The organism is Acinetobacter rongchengensis (assembly GCF_003611475.1).
GTDB classification, from domain to species: Bacteria; Pseudomonadota; Gammaproteobacteria; order Pseudomonadales; family Moraxellaceae; genus Acinetobacter; species Acinetobacter rongchengensis.
This window is the reverse complement of the sequence record NZ_RAXT01000049.1, coordinates 1-22,842: the sequence shown is the minus strand read 5'-3', so window position 1 is coordinate 22,842 and position 22,842 is coordinate 1. Positions and strand designations below refer to the sequence as shown.

At 36.9% G+C, this 22,842-nt stretch carries 19 protein-coding genes; 5 read left to right on the top strand and 14 right to left on the bottom strand.

Translation table 11 applies throughout. The annotated features are described in order from the left end of the window. From D7V20_RS15585 to D7V20_RS15560, 6 genes are all read right to left on the bottom strand, one after another. Positions 1 to 1,764, bottom strand: a 1,764-nt coding sequence (locus D7V20_RS15585) for a SwmB domain-containing protein (RefSeq protein ID WP_171407843.1), incomplete at its 3' end; no start/stop codon positions are given. Between the two features lie 628 nt (positions 1,765 to 2,392). Next, positions 2,393 to 3,136, bottom strand: a complete 744-nt coding sequence (gene lptB / locus D7V20_RS15580) for an LPS export ABC transporter ATP-binding protein (RefSeq protein WP_120385019.1) — start codon at positions 3,134 to 3,136, stop codon at positions 2,393 to 2,395. Further along, entirely contained in the window at positions 3,136 to 3,705 is a 570-nt protein-coding gene (lptA, locus tag D7V20_RS15575; RefSeq protein WP_120385018.1) for a lipopolysaccharide transport periplasmic protein LptA, read from the bottom strand. The genes lptB and lptA overlap by 1 nt, the downstream gene beginning before the upstream one ends. Continuing rightward, complete coding sequence (gene lptC, locus D7V20_RS15570; RefSeq protein ID WP_120385017.1) at positions 3,692 to 4,237, bottom strand: LPS export ABC transporter periplasmic protein LptC; 546 nt, start codon at positions 4,235 to 4,237, stop codon at positions 3,692 to 3,694. The genes lptA and lptC overlap by 14 nt, the downstream gene beginning before the upstream one ends. A gap of 39 nt (positions 4,238 to 4,276) precedes the next feature. After that, positions 4,277 to 4,816 (bottom strand): KdsC family phosphatase, encoded by a 540-nt coding sequence (locus D7V20_RS15565; RefSeq protein ID WP_120385016.1) that lies wholly within the window; start codon positions 4,814 to 4,816, stop codon positions 4,277 to 4,279. A 3-nt stretch (positions 4,817 to 4,819) separates the two neighbouring features. Then, entirely contained in the window at positions 4,820 to 5,797 is a 978-nt protein-coding gene (locus tag D7V20_RS15560) for a KpsF/GutQ family sugar-phosphate isomerase (protein ID WP_120385015.1), read from the bottom strand. A 210-nt stretch (positions 5,798 to 6,007) separates the two neighbouring features. On the opposite strand from D7V20_RS15560, the gene cysS reads away from it, so the two are divergent. Both cysS and D7V20_RS15550 read left to right on the top strand, forming a co-directional pair. Then, a complete protein-coding gene (gene cysS / locus D7V20_RS15555; protein ID WP_120385014.1) occupies positions 6,008 to 7,429 on the top strand; it encodes a cysteine--tRNA ligase in 1,422 nt (473 codons plus the stop codon). A gap of 537 nt (positions 7,430 to 7,966) precedes the next feature. Beyond that, positions 7,967 to 8,584 (top strand): TetR/AcrR family transcriptional regulator, encoded by a 618-nt coding sequence (locus D7V20_RS15550; RefSeq protein WP_120385013.1) that lies wholly within the window; start codon positions 7,967 to 7,969, stop codon positions 8,582 to 8,584. A 100-nt stretch (positions 8,585 to 8,684) separates the two neighbouring features. Here the strand turns inward: D7V20_RS15550 and D7V20_RS15545 are convergent, their stop codons facing one another. After that, on the bottom strand, positions 8,685 to 9,623 hold the full coding sequence (locus D7V20_RS15545; protein ID WP_120385012.1) for a LysR family transcriptional regulator: 939 nt from the start codon (positions 9,621 to 9,623) through the stop codon (positions 8,685 to 8,687). 176 nt (positions 9,624 to 9,799) lie between these two features. Further along, complete coding sequence (locus D7V20_RS15540; protein ID WP_120385011.1) at positions 9,800 to 10,627, bottom strand: SDR family oxidoreductase; 828 nt, start codon at positions 10,625 to 10,627, stop codon at positions 9,800 to 9,802. A 336-nt stretch (positions 10,628 to 10,963) separates the two neighbouring features. Between D7V20_RS15540 and D7V20_RS15535 the strand changes: the two genes are divergently transcribed. Next, positions 10,964 to 11,587, top strand: coding sequence for a LysE family translocator (locus tag D7V20_RS15535; RefSeq protein WP_120385010.1), 624 nt, complete (start codon positions 10,964 to 10,966; stop codon positions 11,585 to 11,587). A gap of 346 nt (positions 11,588 to 11,933) precedes the next feature. Here the strand turns inward: D7V20_RS15535 and D7V20_RS15530 are convergent, their stop codons facing one another. Next, positions 11,934 to 12,770, bottom strand: a complete 837-nt coding sequence (locus tag D7V20_RS15530) for an SDR family oxidoreductase (RefSeq protein ID WP_120385009.1) — start codon at positions 12,768 to 12,770, stop codon at positions 11,934 to 11,936. Positions 12,771 to 12,863: 93 nt separating this feature from the next. Beyond that, positions 12,864 to 14,375 carry a flavin-containing monooxygenase gene (locus tag D7V20_RS15525; RefSeq protein ID WP_120385008.1) on the bottom strand — a complete coding sequence of 504 codons (1,512 nt, stop codon included), beginning with the start codon at positions 14,373 to 14,375 and terminating at the stop codon, positions 12,864 to 12,866. A 106-nt stretch (positions 14,376 to 14,481) separates the two neighbouring features. Between D7V20_RS15525 and D7V20_RS15520 the strand changes: the two genes are divergently transcribed. Continuing rightward, a complete protein-coding gene (locus D7V20_RS15520; protein WP_120385020.1) occupies positions 14,482 to 15,114 on the top strand; it encodes a TetR/AcrR family transcriptional regulator in 633 nt (210 codons plus the stop codon). An 88-nt stretch (positions 15,115 to 15,202) separates the two neighbouring features. Here D7V20_RS15520 and D7V20_RS15515 read toward each other — a convergent pair whose 3' ends face one another. From D7V20_RS15515 to D7V20_RS15500, 4 genes are read right to left on the bottom strand one after another with little or no spacing between them, the layout of a single operon-like run. After that, entirely contained in the window at positions 15,203 to 15,601 is a 399-nt protein-coding gene (locus D7V20_RS15515) for a GFA family protein (protein ID WP_120385007.1), read from the bottom strand. 32 nt (positions 15,602 to 15,633) lie between these two features. Then, on the bottom strand, positions 15,634 to 16,419 hold the full coding sequence (locus D7V20_RS15510) for a lysophospholipid acyltransferase family protein (RefSeq protein WP_120385006.1): 786 nt from the start codon (positions 16,417 to 16,419) through the stop codon (positions 15,634 to 15,636). Positions 16,420 to 16,450: 31 nt separating this feature from the next. Next, positions 16,451 to 17,566, bottom strand: a complete 1,116-nt coding sequence (locus D7V20_RS15505) for a beta-ketoacyl-ACP synthase III (RefSeq protein WP_120385005.1) — start codon at positions 17,564 to 17,566, stop codon at positions 16,451 to 16,453. A gap of 44 nt (positions 17,567 to 17,610) precedes the next feature. Then, entirely contained in the window at positions 17,611 to 21,567 is a 3,957-nt protein-coding gene (locus tag D7V20_RS15500; RefSeq protein WP_120385004.1) for a DUF3418 domain-containing protein, read from the bottom strand. Positions 21,568 to 22,198: 631 nt separating this feature from the next. Between D7V20_RS15500 and ahpC the strand changes: the two genes are divergently transcribed. Then, positions 22,199 to 22,762: an alkyl hydroperoxide reductase subunit C gene (gene ahpC / locus D7V20_RS15495; protein WP_120385003.1), complete on the top strand. Its 564-nt coding sequence runs from the start codon at positions 22,199 to 22,201 to the stop codon at positions 22,760 to 22,762. The last annotated feature ends 80 nt before the right edge of the window (positions 22,763 to 22,842 follow it).

Below are 22,842 nucleotides of genomic sequence, written 5' to 3'. Positions count from 1 at the left end.
GTAGCTATACGTGACACTTTGTCCTATCCCAATCGCTGGAATAAAACTCAGGAATACATTATTGCCTATCACGCTGATACTGCTTGGCGTAATGGTTTGACCATTAACCGTGATACTAAAATCATTGGCATTGGGTGGGTTGTTTCCATCCAAAGTTTCGTTGTAATGGAATACCAATTGTCCAGCGGGATTCACTTCGACGCTTTGTAGTTGGGGGGCTATGCTGTCAGCTGTTGCTACTGTGGAGTTATTATTGACTAGTGTTGAGCTTAAGTCTGAGGCATCGTTTCCTACAATGTCCTGAATTGCATTGCTATCGTTGTTTACACTTGGGTCTGTATAGGAAACTTGTACATTTTGCCCTGCCGTTACTGCTTGACTGAGGGTCAAAATCACATCTTGACCACTCACGTTAATCCCAACGACATTGACGACGATCCCACCAACGGTCACTATAAAATCATCAGCTACAGGTAAATTACTACTATCTATAGTCTCATTATAGGTGATTGTCAGTGTTGTTCCTGATTCATTTACCTCAGCTGTCACAAAGTGTGGTGCAGTAACATCACCCGCAGTCAATTGCATGTGTTGATGATTATCTGAAGCATCAATCACTGTGACAATAATGATTTCACCATCAGCCAACGGACGATCAAGTTGAATATCATTAACAGCATCATGACCTGTAGCAAATCCGCGACCAATAATATGACCATCTGAATCTGTAATTTCTACAGTTCCAGCTTCATTCGATTTAATCTCTACAGTATCTGCATCTTTAATTTCTGCTGAAATAATTGGAGCGGTAACATCACCAACAACAATCACTTCAGTCGTATTATTACCAGCATTATCAGTAACATTGACTACAATTGTATCGCCGTCATTTAGTAACTCATCGATATTTATGCTCACTTGACCATTTGAATCAACAACGCCCTCACCAATGATCTTGCCTGTTTCGTCTTTAATTTCTACCTGACTACCAACTTCATTGGAAATAATCTGAATGGTACTATTATCAATAATATTGACCTCTACCAGCGGGTCAGTCACATCACCCACATTGACCAACTCAGTCGTTTTATTTCCAGTATTATCTGTTGCAGTAATTGTGATAACTTCATTATCTTGCAGAGGTCTTGTTAAAGTAATCTCAATATTCCCTGCTTGGTTTATTTCCCCTGAACCAATTTGAAGACCATTTGCATCTAAAATAACAATTTGGCTCGCTTCATCTGTACTAATTTGAATATGGCTATTATCTAAAATGTCATATTTTATTATTGGCCCAGTTTTATCTTCATTATTTTCATTGTTATTTTCATTATTTGAATGCTGTCCACGACTACTACCTGCACTTGCTGCAATACCAATAATACTTAAAGCTGTAGCAACCCAAGCCCATGTTGGTGCTACAGTAGACTGACCTTCTGATAAATAATCTTGAAAATCATTAATACCCAAATAATCTACTTTCGTAGCAACACCCTCAGCATTAAACTCCTGAAAATTGACTAAAAAATACTGTTGATTGGCTGTCTCCAGTACCAATTCTTTAGGTTTTTCTCCTAAAAAATAATCATCTAAAACAATTTTTTCACCCGTATTTAACTCAACCTCCAAGTTATTTCCAACTTTGATAATTTTCACAATGTCAGCTTTATCTAGATTAGCCTTAAAAATACGATGGCTTATATTTTCCTTATCAAAGGTGATGACTCCAACCATTCCTTTTTCATATATTGGTTTCGTTGTCATATAATTACCCGTCTTATTATATCTACCCATTAAAAAAGATAAGTAAATCTAGCCAGTTAAACAAGTACACAACATACTTAGAAAAATTAATAAATAAATATGAACTTAAATATTAGAAAAATAGATATTTAAATAAAAATAATATTGCATCTATTCATTTTAGTGATGCAGTTATCCAAATTCTTATTTCTATATTAATCAAAATTCATTTTAATTGATGACCTTAATCATATTTATTTAGTTCAATTTACTAAATTTATTTTTCATCTATTAAGCGAGCTATATATTTCTTTTGCTTATTTTTAAATACAAACTTAATGATATTTTCTATTTTATCCTACGCTATTTAAAGCACATTATATACAAGTGTATTTTTATTCCCATGGTTTTATTATGGGTATAATTAAAGCTTAATGATTAAAAAAAGCTCAATTGCTAAATTATATTTGTAACCAAATGTAATTAATTAAATTATTCTCAGCACAAATCCATTTAGGTCGTAAAAACAAGGACTAGTTAAAAGAAAATAATAAAACTTTAAATATTATCTAAATAGAAGTTTAGGATAATAAAAAAAGTGAAGCTATTTACTTCACCTTTAATCATACAGAATAAAAAGTTTTATTAATTAAACTGTAAAATCATCACCTAAATACACTTCACGCACAGTTTCATTGGCAAGAACTTCTTCGGGTGTACCCTCAGCAATCACAGCACCTTCACTGACAATATAAGCATGCTCACAAATTGCCAGTGTTTCTCTTACATTATGATCTGTAATTAAAACACCAATACCACGATCTTTTAATTGGCGAATAATGTCTTTAATATCACCGACTGAAATTGGATCAACACCTGCAAATGGCTCATCCAATAACATAAATTTAGGGTCAGCAGCTAAAGCACGTGCAATTTCAGCACGGCGGCGTTCGCCTCCTGAAACACTCATCCCTAAAGAATCTTTGATATGTGTGATTTTAAAATCTTCCAATAACTCTTTAAGACGTTGTTGACGTTGCTGTTTATTAAGATCTTTACGTGTTTCAAGAATCGCCATAATGTTATCAGCGATACTCAACTTTCTAAAAATAGACGCTTCTTGTGGTAAATAGCCAATCCCTTTTCTCGCCCGTTGGTGCATTGCGAGATCAGAAATATCTTCGTTATCTAAATGGATCACACCTTTATCCATGCGAACCAAACCAACAACCATATAGAAACTGGTCGTTTTACCTGCACCATTGGGCCCAAGTAAACCTACAATTTGACCACTTTGCATTTTGAAAGAAACATCTTTCACTACCCAACGTTTATTATAAACTTTCGCTAAGTGTTTGATGGTTAATGTTTGAGTCTGATCCTGCACTTGCATTAATCACGCGCTCCAGGGAATGTTTTTGTTGCACTAGGTGGAATGATAATTTGCACACGCCCTTTTGAACTACCTGATGAGTCAGATGATGTACCCGAAGCTTCGATATCACCTTTATTCATACTGTATTTAAGCGTACTACTCCGAATGCTTGCACCATCTTGATAAAGATAAGCATTTCCTATCAAATTAATAATCCCTGTTTCAGCGTTATACACAATTTTCTGGGCTTCGCCACGTGCGATACCACGGTTACTTTCCAATTGTTGCTGAAATTTTGCAGGTGAACCATTCGCAGTAATGGTACTAATTTGTTTGTTTTTATTGAGTTGTGCCACCAATGAAGCTGCTTGAAGTTTCATTGTACCTTGCTCAATAATCACATTTCCTGTGTAAGTTGTGACACCAGTACGTTCACTATACGTTGCTTTATCTGCTACCAGTGAAATAGATTGACTACGATCACTTGGTAACGCAAAAACAGATGCAGATAAACACATCAAGCTCACTGTAGCGATCGCTTTTTTTAGGAAAGATTGAGTTAGTGAAAATGGCTTAATTTGGTGCATACTTTCCTCGAATATGAGCGAATTCATATTGACCTTCATTTAAATCAGCTTTTAAACCTTGGCTGATAAATTCAGCATTAGGTGCATTAACAGTCACTTGGTGAGTTGTTTCGAACTTGCGTAGTTTAGGATAACCTGTTAATTCGTCAGTCAAAAAAACCATTTTCCCTTGTTCACCAATTTTTGTTGACTCAACTTGTCCAGTTAAAACCACTTTTTCATTATCATTAAATCCTTGAGCCTGTTTCGCAAAAAAAGTTGAATCAACTTGATTTTGATGAAACATTGACGCATTGAGATGACTGAGTTTTGACGTTTTCCTTTGTAAATCTTGCTCCAAATGATCAATTTGAGCTCGTACGTACAAATTACCCTTTTCATCGGTTTGAACCAATTGAATACCCTCAGCAGAATAGGTCATGCTTTGTGCAGAATTTGCATCCAGCTTTTTGCCTTTCCCGCTGTAATAGTAATAGCCACCACTGATTGCCGCTATGACAACCGCAGTGACATATAAAACCTTAGTATCCATAAATCACATTCAACATTCGATTAGTTCAGATTTATGCTATTAATGAGGCATAGCTATATATTTTTCAAGTAGTTCTTGGTAAACACCTTTGGACATTAGTAACATGTCACAAACTTCGCGCACTGCACCACGGCCACCCATTGCTTGTGTAACGAGATCAGCACGACGACGAACTTCTACATGGCCATTAGGTACCGTTACTTTCATACCTGCAATTGCAAATGCTGACAGATCAGGCCAATCATCCCCCATATACAGACAATCAGCAGGTTGTAAATTGAATTGCGCACAAGCTTCTTTCAGCGCAACGCCTTTATCTTCACGACCTTGGAAAACCAGATCCACACCTAAATCAGACATACGTTTTTCAACAATATTACTTTTTCGCCCCGTGATAATGATCACCTTGATACCCGCTTGTTGAGCCAGTTTCATACCGAGTCCATCACGAATATCAAAAGATTTAATTTCATCACCTGAGTTTGTTAGTGTGACAAAACCATCACTGAGAATACCATCTACATCTAAAACCAATGCTTCAATATGACGCGCTTGCTCTAATAAAACATAAGAAGCCATCGATTAATTTACTCCAGCCTGAATCAGGTCATGCATACTAATTACACCTATCACTTTATTGCTTTCATCTACAACAATAAATTGATTAATTTTCTTTTCATTCATTTTTTCTAAAGCTTCTACAGCGCGAATTTCTTTAGAAACTGTTGATGGATTTTGAATCATTACCTCTGAAACAGGTAAATTCACATCAAAACCTTGCTGTTTATCGATTAAACGACGTAAGTCACCATCCGTAAAAATACCCAATAATGTGTCATTTTCATCGACAACAGTCGTTAAACCCAAACGTTTATTGGAAATTTCATACAACACTTTGTTCATTGGGGTATTTGGTAAAACTTTAGGTAAATCATTACCTGTATGCATCAAATGTTTGACATGTAATAACAAGCGTTTGCCTAAAGCACCTGCTGGATGCGACATCGCAAAATCATCTGCAGTAAAGCCACGCGCATCTAATAATGCAACAGCAAGTGCATCACCCAAAGCCAAAGTTGCAGTTGTACTCGAAGTCGGTGCTAAACCTAAAGGACATGCTTCTTTAATATTTCCTAAGGTTAATGCAACATCAGCATTTTGCGGCATTGGTCCTGTATCATCACCACTAATGGTAATTAAAGGTACAGCCAAATGTTTGATGAGTGGCATAAGCATCATAATTTCATCACTCTTTCCAGAGTTTGAAATTGCGATGAGTACATCGCCTTCAACCAACATGCCTAAATCACCATGCCCTGCTTCACCAGGATGCATGAAGAATGAAGGTGTACCTGTTGAGGCAAATGTGGCAGCCATTTTACGCCCAATATGCCCTGATTTCCCCATACCTGTGATCACTAAGCGACCTTTGCATTGCAAAATGATTTCACAAGCTCGAGTAAAGCGATCATCTATTTGCGTCGCCAAAATCTCTAAAGCTTGCTCTTCAATGCGTAAGGTTTCAAGTGCGACCTTTTGAAAATCAACTTGTTTTTGCATATTTTCAAGATTCAAAATGAACTGACCTTAACTCTAAAAGAGTTTGAATATCAACTGGAATATTTTTCATATTTTAGCATAGCAATACAATAGACTGCTTTCCTAAATAGATAATTTTCACTTTCTTAGAAAAATAACGCATAAATCTTTATGAAATATGGAGCTTAGGTTAAGATGAACTACCTTTTTATATAAGCATTTAGACGACCTATGCAACCATTTGTTCTTTACAACTCTGAGCAACGTAAAAAAGTTGAATTTGTTCCCCGTAAAGAAGGACATATCGACATGTATGTGTGCGGTATGACAGTGTATGACTACTGTCACATCGGTCATGCTCGTGTGATGGTTGCATTTGACTACATTACTCGCTTTCTACGTAGCCAAGGTTGGAAGGTTAAATACGTTCGAAATATCACAGATATTGACGATAAAATTATTGCCCGTGCCAATGAGAACGGCGAAAGCATCTCTGCATTAACAGAGCGCTTTATTATCGCCATGAATGATGATGCTGCTCGTTTAGGTTGCTTAGAACCTGATGAAGCACCTCGTGCCACAGATTATATTGATCAAATGCAAAATATGATTGGTAATCTGGTGAATAAAGGCACCGCTTATCCAGCTGAAAATGGTGATGTGTATTTTGAAGTTGAAAAATTTGCAAAATATGGTCGTCTTTCAGGTCGCAAACTGGAAGATATGCAAGCGGGTGCATCTGAACGTGTGGATGTCGAAGTTGAAAAGAAACATCCTTTTGACTTCGTGCTTTGGAAACATGCCAAAGAAAATGAACCGTCATGGGCTTCACCTTGGGGCAATGGTCGCCCAGGTTGGCACATTGAATGTTCTGCAATGTCAACTTGCAGTCTAGGCAATCATTTCGATATTCATGGCGGTGGTTCAGATTTAATGTTCCCACACCATGAAAATGAAATTGCGCAGTCTGAAGCTTCGACTGGTGAGCAATATGTAAATTATTGGATGCATGTAGGTTTCATCAATGTCGATGGTGAAAAAATGTCTAAATCATTAGGCAACTTCTTCACGATTCGTGATGTGATGGAAAAATTCCATCCTGAAGTGATTCGCTACTTTATTGTATCTTCACACTATCGTAGCCCTGTGAATTTCTCAGATTTTGCCCTTAAAGAAGCTAAAACCACGCTTTCACGCTTTTATCATGCCTTTAAAGCTTATCAACAAGTGTATGGCAATAAAACTGTCGAAACCTTAGATACAAGTTTTGTTGAACGTTTCAATGCAGCAATGTGTGATGATTTTAATACAGCAGAAGCGATTGCAATCTTGTTTGAAATCATTAAAGAATTGAATCGTACTGTAAAAGAAAGCAATGAAATCCAAGCGACGCTTTTCTACTCTACCTTACGTCATCTAACCGATATTTTGGCATTGGTCCAGTACGATGTAGATGAATTTTTAAAATCTGATATCGGTCAAGAACAACTTGGCTTATCAGAAGCTGAAATTGAAGATTTAATTCAACAACGTGTAGATGCCAAGAAAAATAAAGATTTTGCCAATGCAGATGCCATTCGCCAGTCTTTACTCGATCAAGGTGTGGTATTGGAAGATACACGTCAAGGTACTGTTTGGCGTCGTGCTGATTAAACTGTGTAATGCCAGTCAGTTAAGCATTTTTAATCCTCCCCCTTGCGGAGCATGCTCCTCACCTTTGGAAAAAGAGGGAGTATCTTGGATTCAATACCGCATTAAATTCACAAGTGTTCCCCTCTTTTGCCTTGCGCCATATATGGCTCAGGGTTAGGGGAGATTTATCAATCAGTAATAATACAATTAGGCTTAATTCAGCAGTATTAGTTTAATCGTATAGCCTTTCCATGACAGGTCGATGAAACAATCAGAGTGCATTAAAATTTAATGCACTCTTTTTAATACACTTTAGTTATGCAATGAAGAGGCTAAAAATAAACCTGATTCAAACGATCAATCACACAAATCAACAGCAGTTTTTTAACTTTTGAATGATCAAAAACATCATGCTTAGCTCAAAATTTAGTAAAAAATGAGCATAACATTGACCATGAGTGACTTAATATCATCTTATTTTAGCAAGCTATTTTTGAATGCTTGAATAACTGATATACTCAACGCTGGTTCTTTTTAGATGTTTTGGGAACAAATTACATGAGCTCAGTACGCCAACAAAATTTTCTACTACGGAAAGAGAAAATTTTAGCCATGGCTGAAACACTTCTACTCGATAATACTCAAGATATTACCCTCAGCGAACTTGCTGAAGAACTGGATATTGCCAAAGGCACGATTTACAAACATTTTAAAAGTAAAAATCAACTTTACTTAGAACTCATTATTCAGAATGAGAAAAGATTACTTGATATTTCAAAATCTTATCAAAAAGACATTCAAACCTATGTATCGCAATATATGCTTTACAACATGCTGAATTCAAACAGAACCATTTTATTGCATGTGATTGAAGAACGTCTGACCAATAACGAAAGAAAACTCAATGATTTATTTGAAGAGCTTTATCGGATACGTGAAGAACGCATTTTAGAGCTCAAAGATTTATTTGGCGCGCATTTAAAATCACTGAATAGTATCATGTCGATTCGTGATTATTTATCTTATATTTGGACAGTGACTTACGGCGCATCTTTATTGCTCAATTCAACCTATTACCAAAAATCAATTGGTTCTCGTGAGCGTCTCATTAAGCTATATGTCAACCAAGCCTTAATGACCCCTGACAAACTCACAGATAGTGATCAATTGGATTAGCCTACTTAGGGCAATATTGTGGAAAGCAATATAAACCAAAACAATTTGCGCTTTGCCAATTATTGCAAAATACACCGTTAAAACGATCGCCACATCATTTTTATTGTTTCGGTCGCAATAACTGGCTCGGCAATGGCATTGAGTTGACCTGACTAAAAATTTCATAGCACATATGTCTCAACCATTGATGGCTGGTTTTATGATGACAAGACATATGCCAATATTGCTTAATTGAATAAGTTGAGAATGAAATTGGTGCAGGTAAAATTTTCAAATTACCTCTCGATAATAAAACTTCACTCAAATAATAAGGCACGGTTGCAATAGAATCTGTGTCTTGCACAACCAAACCCACACCTAAATAGCTTGGAATACGCATCAGAATATTACGTTTTAAATCCAAATTTAATAATTCGTTCGCAATATGGTAATGTCCAATGCCTGCATCAATATCAATATGAGATTCATTCAAATACTGTTCAACCGTAATACTGTCATTACTCAGTCTTGGGTGATCTTTCGAAGCAATCACCACATAAAACTGCTCAAACAATTTTTGTTGATAAAAACCATTTTCCAAATGTGGTAAAAAACCAATTGCCAAATCAATTTCACCATTGGCCATTTGATAACTGGTTTCAGAAGTAATCGCTCTTACATTCAATTTCACATGCGGTGCATGTTGTTTTAAATATTGAGAAATTTTAGGTAAAAGTACCAAATGAGAAACATCGGTCATTGCGACAGTAAATTGTTGCTGCGATGCAGACTCATCAAAATTCACACTAAAATTATTGATAATTTCTACTTTACTTAACGCTTCACTCACCAATGGATAGAGTTGTTTGGACAACTCTGTTGGTACCATTTCATTACCAATTCGTAAAAACAAGGGATCGTTATAATGTGTGCGTATTTTCGTGAGAATATTACTGACTGTAGGTTGACTCATAGCCAAATGATCCGCAGCGGCAGAAACACTTTTAAATTTATAAATATAGTAAAAAATACTGAGCAACTTACAATCTAACTCATACACGAAATATCATCTCACTGATTTTTTGAATTCAGCCCTATATATTCACCTTTTTTATCATTTTTTCCAATGTTTTAATGTACCGATTTTAAACAATCAAAATGATTTTTTTTAAATCAGTACATTAAGTACATATTTTGAATATAAATAAGACCAAAATTTATAAGTATTAAGACGTGCTATTCTTGAACAAATAAATCTACCATCAATTCATCATCTGTATCTGCATAACGATATTCTGAGAAATCTGTTACACCCGATGCTTTGAGAATATCTTCATCAATCATCAAACGTCCTGTAATTGAACGTCTTTCATTGATTAAAATCTGATAAGCCGCATCCGCCATGATATTGGGTTTACGTGCTCGGCTAAATAGTTGCTTTCCACCCAATGAAAACTCAATCGCAGCAGTGGCAATAATCGTTCTTGGCCACAATGAATTAACACTCACCCCATAGTTTGCAAATTCTTGACTCATACCAATCGTCAACATACTCATGCCATATTTGGTAATTGTATAAGGTGCATAACTGGCAAACCATTTCTCGTCCAAATTCAATGGTGGAGATAAATTTAAAATATGTGGGTTTTCACTTTTCTTTAAATATGGCAATACCGCTTGGCTGCATACCATGACTGCGCGAGTATTAATTTGATACATCAAATCAAAACGATTCGGATCAAGCATTTCAACACCTGAAAGCTTAATTGCACCCGCATTGTTGATTAAAATATCAATCCCACCAAAATATTCCGCAGCCTGTTGCATTGCTTGGGCGACTGCATGTTGGTCTCGAACATCCAATTGAATTGCCAAAGCTTTTCCGCCAGCCTCTTCAACTTCTTGCGCAACGGTAAAAATCGAACCACCCAGTTTTGGGTGCTCTTCTGTAGATTTGGCCGCAATCACAATATTTGCACCATCTTGTGCTGCTTTCAGTGCAATTTCCCGCCCGATACCACGGCTTGCCCCAGTAATAAACAGTGTTTTACCAGCTAATGACATATATTCCCTCATTGTTTTTATTTAGTTTATTCACAGCGCACTAATTTACAGCAAGTTAAATGACTTAGCATAGCGCAAGCACAATTAATTTATATACGCATAAGTACAAAAATTAAGTTACTGATAGATCAATTATTTTCAAAAATGATTGAGAAACTATTTAAAAATACCTGCCCGTATAGACAATGTTTATAGCCACAAAGTCTGAGACTGTTTGACCTGTTATATTCTGGTAAATTCACAAGATTTATCTCATTTTAGCTGTACCAAATCACTAGAATATTCTCAATCTTAGGTCTAATATAAATCATAATTCATTGGCTTAGATGACCTGACATGAGCGCTAATTTATTGGCTTTCGCTTTAATTTCATTAGGCATGGCGCTCACACCTGGGCCAAATATGATTTACCTCATTTCCAGATCACTTTGCCAAGGTAAAAAGGCAGGATTTGTATCTTTGGGTGGTACAGCATTAGGTTTTTTATTTTATATGCTCTGCGCTGCATTTGGGATCACCGCACTGCTCATGACCATTCCCTTGGCCTATGACACTCTCAAAATTGCAGGTGCGATCTATTTGATCTTCTTAGCATGGAAAGCTATTCGTTCCCCACACTCACCTTTTGAAGATGCCTATGTCCAAACTTATTCAAACTCTAAACTATTTCTGATGGGTTTCTTAACCAATTTACTTAACCCTAAAATTGCCATGATGTATTTGGCATTACTCCCTCAATTTATAAAACCAGATTCAGATGTAGTTTTGTTACAAACCCTTACTTTAGGTATTGTACAAATCATCATTAGTTTATTGGTGAATTCATTTTTTATTATTACTGCCAGTACATTTACACAGCACTTAAATCGTCATGTTTTATGGCTAAAACTACAAAAATGGTTCATGGGTACAGTGTTTTTTGGACTCGCCACCCAAATATTATTGAGTGCTCGTAAATAAGCTAAAGCAATAGACTAACCGATAAACGATAAACTACACCAAATAAAAAATGCCCCAAAATGGAGTATCTACTTTAGGGCACATAAACTGGGTATATACTAAACTTCTTATGTAAGTCGGGTTACGACGAACATTTAATTTACAATCAAAACTCCCTCTCTTTTTAAAAGATGAGCGTTATTTACGCTCAGGAAAGGATTTATGATAAATCCCCCTCGTCCTAAGCTTTTCCTGAGCCATATATGACGCAATAGAAAAGGGACTCTTAGTGTGAATTGTTGATCACATTTTTGAATTTTCAAAATATCTATACTTCCTAAGCCCCTTACTATATTTATATAAGCAATTACTTTGCCAACTTATGGATCCGATTTGCATAGCTTGAATGTGCAGAATGATCTAATTTAGTCAATATGCCATCATCCCCCAACATTTGACGTGCACTTTTACGCATCCATTGCGGCATCATGCCATAAACAGTATACACAGCTTGTAAATAATCAGGCACTGCAATAAATAATCTCGGTTTAATTAAAGTACTAATCACAGCATTCGCTACGTTTTGCGGTGTAACACTCGGAATCACTTTAGCAGCTTTCTCAGTGCCTGCTGTGAGTTCAGTCAAAACCTTACTTGGCATAATGGCTGTAAATTCAATACCACTATTTCTAAACTCACCTGCTACCGCTTCGGTCAACCCAAGCACAGCAAATTTTGTACCTGAATAAATTGCTGAACCTGGTAAAGCAAATCGCCCAGCCAATGAAGCCACATTAATGATATGGCCTGTTTTATTTTTTAACAATTCAGGTAAGGCCAATTGCATCCCGATCACCACACCACGAAAATTAATATCAATTTGCGCATCTGCCAAAGCAGGATCTTCATCTAAAAATGCCCCCATTGGCATAATGCCCGCATTATTAACCAAAGCATAAAGATTGCCATAATGCTGCACAGTATTTTGAATAAATGCAGCAAACGATTCACGGTCACGAACATCTACTTTAAAAGCTTTTGCTCCAATTCGTGCAGCCTCTATTTCAGCGAGTGCCAAATCAATATCACCTATACTCACTTTTGCGCCTTGCGCAATTAAAGCTTCTGCAGTCGCAAGCCCAATTCCTCTTGCTGCTCCTGTAATTGCAACCACTTTGTTTTTTAATTTTTGTTTTTTAAACATTTTCATTCCTTTGGTTTATCGTATTTCCAAATAAAGCATCCATGCATAGCACTGGTAATGGTGAAAACCGTAATCAGCTCAGAAGATTATTTTCTATACAGTTTCAGCCTTTTCAACTGAGTGAGGTTGATAGTCCACTAAATATTCATCTAAATTAAATTTCTTCATTTTTTCCTTTAACTTAAATGTTGTCCAAGGCCATGCTGTACTATTACGACCATTTCTGTCGATAAAGTAACTCTGACATCCTCCTTTATTCCACACGGTTGACTGCAAAGCAGCCTGAACTTTCTGATTGAATTTCCGCGTAATCTCAGGATTAGGTTCAATGGTTTTAATCCCCAACTGTTCAGCCTGTTTCAATGCATCCATAATGTATGCAAGCTGTGCTTCTATAATAATAAATGCGGAAGAACTCACAGCGACATTCGGGCCAAACATCAGAAAACCATTCGGGCAATTCTCGACCATTGTTCCCATATAACCTTCTGGGCTACCTTGCCAAACCTCAGACATTTTTTGACCAAAACGGTTATAAACCCGATTCGCTATCGGCGGTTCAGCAATTTCAAAACCTGTTCCAAGGATAATAATATCTGCTTCACAACGCTCACCATTGCTCGCAATTAAAGTATGGTCTTGAATTTCTGCTAAGCCACTGGCAATCACATCTACATTAGGTTGAGCCAAGGTCGGGTACCAATTATTGGATTGAAGAATACGCTTACATCCAATAATAAAATTAGGGGTTAATTTACTGCGCAAAATAGGATCTTTAATATGCGTATTTAAATGCCATTGTGCTATTTTTTGGAATTTTTTCATCGCTGCTGGACTCTGAATTCCACCGTTAATGGTCTCAAAAATACCGTAAACTGAACCACGCATAAGTTGCTGAGTAAGGGGCAATACTTTAAACATGGCACGCACAGGAGCAAATAATGGAAGATCTGACTTAGGCAAAATCCATTGTGCAGTCCGTTGAAAAACGCTGAGCTGCTTAACTTGTGGTTGAATTTGCGGAACAAATTGGATTGCCGATGCTCCCGTACCAATCACAGCAACACGTTTTCCAGTTAAATCAATATCATGTCGCCACTGTGAAGAATGAAAAATTTCACCTTTAAAACTTTCAATGCCTTTAACATCGGGTAACACAGGTTCGTGCATTGGCCCACATGCAAGAATGGTAAATTGTGATCTTAATTCACCCTGCTTTGTTTGAATGATCCAACATTGTTCTACATCTGACCATTTGGCAGCCAAAGCTTCATGCTTTAACCGCACATGTGGCATGACTTGATATTTATCTGCGACGTCCAATAAATATTGCTTAATTTCTTTTTGTTGCGCAAAAACACGTGACCATGCTGGATTTTGTTCAAATGAATAAGAATATAAAGCCGATGGTACATCACATGCGCACCCTGGATAAGTATTTTCACGCCAAACGCCGCCCATTTCTGAAGCTTTTTCTAAAAGAACAAAATCTTCGATACCTGCTTGCTTAAGTTTGATCGCTGCACCAAGTCCTGCAAACCCACCACCAACGATGATGACCTTATAAAAATCTTGTGCTTTGCTGTTATTTTTATGTTGTTTCATTTTTAATCGCTTAGAATATGAACAATTGGAATACAATGTCAAAAACGGAATGACTTGTCAATTTCTATTGTTTGACAGTTCTCGCTATTTTTGGTTTATTTTACTGATGAGTGAAAATACACATTTAAGTCGCGCTGAACGACAACGCTTACAGCTGCAAGCAGATATTGTTGCAGCAGCTTTTTTAGAATTCTCGAATCGTGGTTATCATCAAACTGCGATTTCCGATATTGCTCAACGTTTAGGCATTGGGCACGGTACTTTTTATCGGTATTTCGATAACAAAAGAGATATTTTACAGCACGTTATTTCAGAGACACTGCAAAAAATCATGGCATTATTGACGGGTGAAAATGCACCACAAGCCTTTAATAATATTGATGAATATCGTGAGCAATGTCAGCGCATTTCTGAACGGTTGAGAAACTTTGCTCAAGAAAACCCCCTCACCTTGAAACTACTGCTCTTGGAAGCAACTTCTATTGATGCTGAAATGACTAAATTTGTTCAAAATTTAATACAAATGGCAGGTGTAATCACTGCAAACTATTTAAAACACGGTGTTGAATTAAAGATCTTTAGAGCTGATTTAGATTGTGAGAATACAGGACACAATATTATTGGTATGATCATTAATGGGGCTTTACGATTCTTAGCCAATCCAAGTGATCTTACAGGCTTAGAAAAATATGGTGATTCGATTATAGATTTAATTGTTACAGGAATGCGGAAAGCTTAAGTATTCATTAAAAATTTTATAAAACAGTAATTTGATGCATATTACAAACAAATTTTCACTCAATTACAAAGGATTTAGAACATATATCTCAACAAACAGCTTTGGGAAATTTAGGGTGATCATCCAATATTTCAAACCATACAGCCTTTTCATGAGTAAAGGCATGAGAGGCAATTTCAGCATTTAATGGTTCATTAATGATACCAACACGTAATCGAATGATATCTGGTAAATCTAGTCGTGCACTATACAAAGGCGAAGCACAGGTTTTACAAAATACTCGCTTCTTATTTGCACTTGCATAGTATTCTCCAAAGTGTTCTTGTCCGCTCAACACCTCAAAATCTTGCGCTCTCACAACTGAAATTGCTACAAAAGCTGAACCCTGCGCCTTTTGGCACTGTTGGCAATGACAGACGAATACCTTTGAAATTTCTGTATTTATTTTTAGTTGTATCGCGCCACAAAGACATGAAGCTGTGTACATTTTAATTCCTTTTTTTCATCCAATAAAACGGGTTACGCTTCTTTATCGCTGAAATCATGCTTACGGTATGTTTTTAAAGCAGCTATTTCACGATAAAGCAGTTGTTGTAATTCTTCTCGGAACACAACCATATCTTCCATCGTTTTAATTTGCTCTATTGGTAAGCGCGGCATAAATTTAAAATAAAACGGAATTCGTTTGGGAATAATATGGCTAGGAATAGAAGGAATCACTTCGCCTTGTCTAAGCAAAGAACCAATTTTAGGATTTGACAATATTTTATTAAACCATTTCTGTCTTAATAAAACATTGGCATCGAAACCTAAATCAAAAACCTCATCCCCACCTAAAGCCACAAAAGGTGCAATGTCATAACCAAATTCTTGCGCCAATTTCAGAAAACCAAAACGTTGTTTCCAAATCAGTTGATATGCCTCACCTTTGCGTTTAATCACTTCACGACCACCACCTGGAAAAACGAGAATCGAGTAACCTTGTCGCATGGCTTCTTTGGCATACTCTTGAATACCATCCACCCCACCGACACGTTTTACCACTTCTTTCCAAACTGGAATGTGAAAATGCACATGATCTGCCAAACTAACTACAGCAATTTTGTGTTGAGTAAATAAGTAATCAATCAAAATTGGTGAATCTAAAACACCATAAAGCGTGTGGTTTCCGACATACATTGCAGGTTTATTTGCAATAATATTTTCTGCCCCCAAAAAGGTTGGGCGAAAATAAAAGCGCTGCAAGCTACTGATCAATCGAATCAATTTCGAATTGTGTCGTATTTGCAACGCTTTCTCAGTCATGCTGTTATCTCTACAAAAGTAAATTTAAGATTTAAGCAACATGTTTTTGAACTAAAATACTACCTACAGAATAACCTGCTCCAAATGAGCAAAGTACACCATATTCACCATCATTGACTTGATCAGCTGTGCGATGCAAGGCAATAATCACACCTGCCGAAGAAGTATTAGCGAATTCATCTAAAATAATCGGAACTAAATCAGGATCAGCTTCAGCAGCTTCTTTACCCACGATTAATCTTAAAATCAATTCGTTCATATTCGCATTGGCTTGATGTAACCAGAAACGTTTTACATTTTCAGGCTGAATGTTGTTCTTTTCCAACTGAGTTGAAATAATTTTAGCCACCAAAGGACAAACTTCTTTAAAGACTTTACGCCCATCTTGACGGAACTGTTTGTCATCACGTGAAGTTAATTCAGAACCATTTAAAAAGCCGAAATTATTACGAATATTATTTGAGAATTGCGTAAACAAACTGGTATCTAAAATTTCAAAACCTGTCTTAGCATCAGTTTCTTCAATGATTGAAGCCGTGGCAACATCACCAAAAATAAAATGACAATCACGTGAACGATAGTCAGTATGACCCGAAGTAATTTCTACATTGACCAATAACACACGACGTGCGCCCGTTTTCACAGCATCATAAGCTTGCTTTAAACCAAATGTTGCTGCTGAGCATGCTACATTCATATCATATGCATAACCTTGAATGCCTAATGCTGTTTGGATTTCAATAGCCACTGCAGGATAAGCACGCTGTAAATTTGAACATGCAAGAATAACAACATCAATGTCTTCAGCCGTCACACCCGCGTTTTCCATCGCTTGTTTAGCAGCAATCACCCCCCATTCCGCTTGGATTGAAAGCGCTTCATCAGAACGCTCAGCTAAACGAGGTCGTAAACGATTAATATCCAATACACCTGATTTTTCAATCACATAACGGCGCTTTACACCTGATGCTTTTTCAATAAATTCCGCACTAGAACCACGACGTGCAACAACTTCACCAGTCTCGATTTGTTCAGCATTTTCGCTGTTAAACTGTTCCGCATAAGCATTTAAACTTTCTACCAATTCTTCATTAGTAATCACTTCTTCAGGATGGTATAGACCTGTACCTGTAATACGGATGCCCATGCAAAACTCCTTTTTTAATTTCTCAAACTCAAATTACTACTATTTTAACTGATTCCGAGCTTTTCCCATACCTTTTGTATTCGAGTTGGGGAAATAGGCATCTTGGTTTTCATCGGTTGTGAGAATAAAGAAATTCTTAATTCTTCCACCATGAAATATACATCCTTCAAACGCGTATCATTTTTAAACTTAAATAGTTTTTCCATCCACGGATCAATATCTTTGATCGCAGCATCATCTCGATTAAGATTATTCGGCAAACGATCCAAACGCAAGATCAAAGCTTTTAAATATCGTGGATATTCTTGCCAAATATCCGCAGATTTTGAATAAACAAAATTGGATAAATTCATCAAATCGAGTTGATCTTCAATATCATCCATATTTTTGCCAAATACATCTTGGTCCAACATCAACAAATGCTGACGAATTTCTTGCCATTGAATATAAATTTCGCCAATCAACTTCAAAGCTGCTTGACCATGGCTAAGAAATGACTTTTTAACATCTTGACTTAATATTGCAAACTCTTCTGCATTGATCGGTAAATCTTTGATTGCCATTTGTAAAGTTGCATAAATCAACATCTGCTCAAGCTGTGCTTTATCGCCCAAAGGTGAATATGCCAAAGCCAAAGGTTTAGAAATTTGCTTCTTCAACTGACGGATCAAATCTCCCAATTGCATATGAATGAGGCGGATAATCCCTTCTCGATGCTGTTTAATCGCTTCATTTTGATCATTAAATGTTTGAATCACAATCCCAGATTCATCTTTAGCATCAAGCTTGGCAAAAGCTTTAGTCGGTACAAGTGCTTGATATTGCTTAACCACAACACCTGTGACTTTTTGTGAGGCTTCAAATACAAACTGTTCAGGAAATACGTTAAATTCACCTTTTAACTGCTTCACAGGACTATGCGTTTCTGTACGACAACGAGCTTTCAACTCATCTAAATGACGCCCTTTTTCAATAACACGACCTTTTTCATCGATGACCTTGATAAAAGGAATAAGATATTGATCAATACGTTCAAAAGAAAAATCTTTAGCAGTGATTTGTTCAGCACGCAATTGGAAAGCCAAAAACTCAAAAATATGGGCTCGCAAATGTTGTGCATCAACAAGCTTCATTAGTTTTTTAGCGGTATCTGGAATCGGGACTAAATTACGGCGCTTATCTTTTGGTAAAGACTTCAACAACGCTTCGATCAAATCAAGTCGCCAGCCTGGAATACCCCATGACCAAATATTTTCATCCACTTGTGGCAATGCTTGCACAGGAATTTTAACCGTTGCACCATCTTCATCATGGCTTGGATCAAAACGATAGCTTGCAGCTAAACGCAATTGATGATTGTGTAAATAGTCAGGAAATTGCTGCGTGGTCGGACGATCATTCATCCATAAAGCATCGTCATCTACAAACAAATAACGAGGGTCTTTAGGCTCAACTGTGGCGAGCCAATCCTCAAAACTTCGACGACTTGCGATTTCTTTGGGTACTTTTGCATCATAAAACTGATAAATCGTTTCTTCATCGACCACTAAATCACGACGACGTAATTTATCCTCAACACGTTCCACTTCTTCAAGCTTTAACAAGTTATGCTTTAAGAATGGCGGGGTAATACCTAAGTTACCTGTGGTTAAAGCATCTCGTAAGAATATTTCATGTGCAGCCGCTTGATCTACTTTTTCAAAATTAGTCGCACGTTTCGGTTCAATAATTAAGCCAAATAAAGAAATCTGATCATAAGCATTCACCACACCTGGTTTTTTCGCCCAATGCGGTTCAAAATAATGATGTTTCAATAAATTTGGTGCTGCAAGTAAAATCCACTCAGGCTCAATCTTGGCCAAAGTCCGTAAATAAACCTGAGACGTTTCCACCATTTCAAATGCCATTACCCATGGGGTATTGGTTTTATGCAATGTCGATGCAGGGAAAATACGTGCTTTTTGCTGGCGCACTGCCATGAAAATGTTTCGTTCATCAGTTTTATTGGCAATGAATGACAACAATCCAGTCAACAAAGCACGATGCAGATTTTCATAACTTGCCGTTTTGGTATTAAATGAAAGCTTTAAACCTTTTGCTAAATCAAGCAATTGTTCATGGGTCTTTTTCCATTCACGTAAACGTAACCAACTTAGAAAGTGCTGCTTAGCAAAATTACGACGTTTGCTCTCACTTAAATTTTCACGGTTTTCAGTCAGGGTGTTCCACAATTTAATATAGAACAAAAAGTCAGAATCGGCTTCCTTAAATAATGCATGCTTTTGGTCAGCTTGCATTTGCTTATCCGCAGGACGTTCACGAGGATCTTGTACTGCCAAAGCTGCAACAATAATCAGTACCTCATTCAGCACCCCAAAATGCGCCCCACCTAAAATCATTCGAGCAAGACGTGGGTCTATAGGCATTTTCGCCATTTGCTGCCCAATTTTGGTTAGGCCATTACTTTGCTGTCCTGCCTTTTTTGAAGAAAATTGAGGGGAACTTTGTTCTTGCGAAGCTGTACTTCCCCCTTTCGTAAAGGGGGATTGAGGGGGATTTGAATTTTGAACATCATCAATCGCCCCCAACTCAATCAACAACTTACGACCATCATTCACCAAACGATGATCAGGCGGCTCAATAAAATCAAAAGATTCAACAGAACCTAAGCCTAAGCTTTGCATTTGCAAAATAACAGATGCCAAATTGGTTCTTTTAATTTCGGGTTCAGTGAACTCAGGACGACTCAGAAAATCTTCTTCACTATATAGGCGAATACACACACCCGGTGCGATACGTCCACAACGCCCTTTACGTTGATTGGCCGCTGCCTGAGAAATAGCTTCAATGGGTAAGCGCTGCACCCGAGAACGATAGTTATAACGTGAAATACGTGCAAAACCACTATCGATCACATAACGAATATTGGGAACAGTCAGTGCCGTTTCTGCCACGTTTGTTGCAATAATAATTCGTCGTCCACCACCTGATGGATTAAAGATTTTTTGTTGTTCTGCTAATGCTAAACGTGCATACAACGGTAAAATTTGGGTATGTTTAGGACCAAATTTCTGTAATGTTTCCTGTAATTCTCGAATCTCTTGTTCTGTACTGGAAAAAATGAGAATGTCCGCATGTTCAGGATGCCCTTTACTTTCAGCATCTCTAAAACATTCTTCTACAGCCTGAACCACAGCACGAGGTAAATTTTCTTCAAAATCATCAAAGTCATCATCATCACTGCCCCCAATGGTCATTTCTGAAATAGGACGATAACGAACTTCTACAGGGAAACTCCGCCCTTCAACTTCAAAAATTGGCGCATGATTAAAATATTGACTAAAGCGATTGACATCCAAAGTTGCCGAAGTAATGATAATTTTTAAATCGGGGCGCTTTTTAACTAACTGTTTTAAATACCCCATGATGAAGTCAATATTGAGTGAACGCTCATGTGCTTCATCAATAATAATGGTGTCATATTTATTTAAATAACGATCATGAGACAACTCTGCCAGTAAAATACCGTCCGTCATTAATCGAACAATCGAATCATTAGAACCTTGTTCATTAAAACGAACTTTAAAACCAATCGACTCGCCCAGCTTCTCACCAACTTCTTCAGCAATACGCTGTGAAACGCTTCGTGCTGCTAGACGTCTAGGCTGAGTATGACCAATCATACCAGTCAAACCACGTCCAGCAAGCATGGCAATCTGAGGAAGCTGTGTGGTTTTACCAGAGCCTGTTTCACCCGCAACAATGATAACTTGGTGCTTTTGAATCGCTGCAATCAATTGATCCGCATATTGTGTTACAGGTAAATCTTGATTGAGTTTTATATTGGGAACACGTGCTAGACGTTCACGTACTTTATGATTTGATTTTTCAAATAATTCTTGATATTGCCCAGAATTGGCATCTTTACCCTTTTTAAGTCGACTTAAACGATGGCGATCTCGAACCATAACCAATTGATCGACATTTAAATCACTTAACACAGAGGCACTATCCTAATATTCAAATTGAACTGAGTATTTTACGCTGTAAACAGCATGAGAGATAGTCTATTCAATATGATTTCATGTCTGCTTTAAAATAATATCTGAAATAAAAACAAACTTATCTATGCATATAATCCCTCAATATCAATTAGAAAATGAATTTATACGCGATGGATTTACATCACTGTGATAACTGAACAGCTTTTATGGCGTGTAAATATGACAGCACTGCATGACATTGAAGATGAAGAAAACAAACATTTTTAAACCTAAGAATTAAACATAGCCCTACGTACCAAGTCGTAGTTATATGCACAAATTCTATACATTGAAATATTTTTTATATCTTTTTTCGAAAAGAGACTTGAAATCAAAGCCAAGAAGCATCATGTTTGTAGCAGATTCAGAAAGCAAGGCTTCTGTCATTGAATCATCACATCTATACGGCATAAATAGACCATGCCTGTGATGAAACAATACTGAAGAACCGTGATTGGTGAAAAGCGTTTGAATCTGGTTAAATTCAATTTTCCGATTTTAGCTATGAAAAAATACTATTTCACCAATAACAAAAAATTTACTATGATCCTTTACATATTAGAAACGTACCTCAATCATGGAGATAATGATGAGCTTAATTAATACTGAAGTTAAACCATTCAAAGCACAAGCTTTCCAAAACGGTCAATTCATTGAAGTTACTGAAGCTGACTTAAAAGGTAAATGGTCTGTAGTTTTCTTCTATCCAGCTGACTTCACTTTCGTTTGCCCAACTGAACTTGGTGACCTTGCTGACAACTATGCTGAATTCAAAAAATTAGGTGTTGAAATCTACTCAGTATCAACAGATACACACTTCACTCACAAAGCTTGGCATGATTCTTCAGAAGAAATCAAAAAAATTGAATACGTAATGGTTGGCGACCCAACTTGGACGCTTTCTAAAAACTTTGAAGTTTTAATTGAAGCTGCAGGCCTTGCAGATCGTGGTACTTTCGTAATCGATCCAGAAGGTAAAATCCAAATCATCGAAATCAATGCAGGTGGTATTGGTCGTGATGCTTCTGAACTTCTTCGTAAAGTTAAAGCAGCTCAATATGTACACGCTCACCCAGGCGAAGTTTGCCCTGCTAAATGGAAAGAAGGCGAAGCAACTTTAGCTCCTTCTATCGATCTAGTTGGTAAAATCTAAGTTTATAATTTAATTTATAATTAGATTGAACAATAAAAACCACGTTATATAACGTGGTTTTTTTATTTATTTTTAAAGCT

Excerpts from the sequence above, each read along its gene's own strand:
- lptB (WP_120385019.1), bottom strand. The coding sequence starts at position 3,136 with ATGCAAGTGCAGGATCAGACTCAAACATTAACCATCAAACACTTAGCG.
- lptA (WP_120385018.1), bottom strand. The coding sequence starts at position 3,705 with ATGCACCAAATTAAGCCATTTTCACTAACTCAATCTTTCCTAAAAAAA.
- lptC (WP_120385017.1), bottom strand. The coding sequence starts at position 4,237 with ATGGATACTAAGGTTTTATATGTCACTGCGGTTGTCATAGCGGCAATC.
- D7V20_RS15565 (WP_120385016.1), bottom strand. The coding sequence starts at position 4,816 with ATGGCTTCTTATGTTTTATTAGAGCAAGCGCGTCATATTGAAGCATTG.
- D7V20_RS15560 (WP_120385015.1), bottom strand. The coding sequence starts at position 5,797 with ATGCAAAAACAAGTTGATTTTCAAAAGGTCGCACTTGAAACCTTACGC.
- cysS (WP_120385014.1), top strand. The coding sequence starts at position 6,008 with ATGCAACCATTTGTTCTTTACAACTCTGAGCAACGTAAAAAAGTTGAA.
- D7V20_RS15550 (WP_120385013.1), top strand. The coding sequence starts at position 7,967 with ATGAGCTCAGTACGCCAACAAAATTTTCTACTACGGAAAGAGAAAATT.
- D7V20_RS15540 (WP_120385011.1), bottom strand. The coding sequence starts at position 10,627 with ATGTCATTAGCTGGTAAAACACTGTTTATTACTGGGGCAAGCCGTGGT.
- D7V20_RS15535 (WP_120385010.1), top strand. The coding sequence starts at position 10,964 with ATGAGCGCTAATTTATTGGCTTTCGCTTTAATTTCATTAGGCATGGCG.
- D7V20_RS15530 (WP_120385009.1), bottom strand. The coding sequence starts at position 12,770 with ATGTTTAAAAAACAAAAATTAAAAAACAAAGTGGTTGCAATTACAGGA.
- D7V20_RS15525 (WP_120385008.1), bottom strand. The coding sequence starts at position 14,375 with ATGAAACAACATAAAAATAACAGCAAAGCACAAGATTTTTATAAGGTC.
- D7V20_RS15520 (WP_120385020.1), top strand. The coding sequence starts at position 14,482 with ATGAGTGAAAATACACATTTAAGTCGCGCTGAACGACAACGCTTACAG.
- D7V20_RS15515 (WP_120385007.1), bottom strand. The coding sequence starts at position 15,601 with ATGTACACAGCTTCATGTCTTTGTGGCGCGATACAACTAAAAATAAAT.
- D7V20_RS15510 (WP_120385006.1), bottom strand. The coding sequence starts at position 16,419 with ATGACTGAGAAAGCGTTGCAAATACGACACAATTCGAAATTGATTCGA.
- D7V20_RS15505 (WP_120385005.1), bottom strand. The coding sequence starts at position 17,566 with ATGGGCATCCGTATTACAGGTACAGGTCTATACCATCCTGAAGAAGTG.
- ahpC (WP_120385003.1), top strand. The coding sequence starts at position 22,199 with ATGAGCTTAATTAATACTGAAGTTAAACCATTCAAAGCACAAGCTTTC.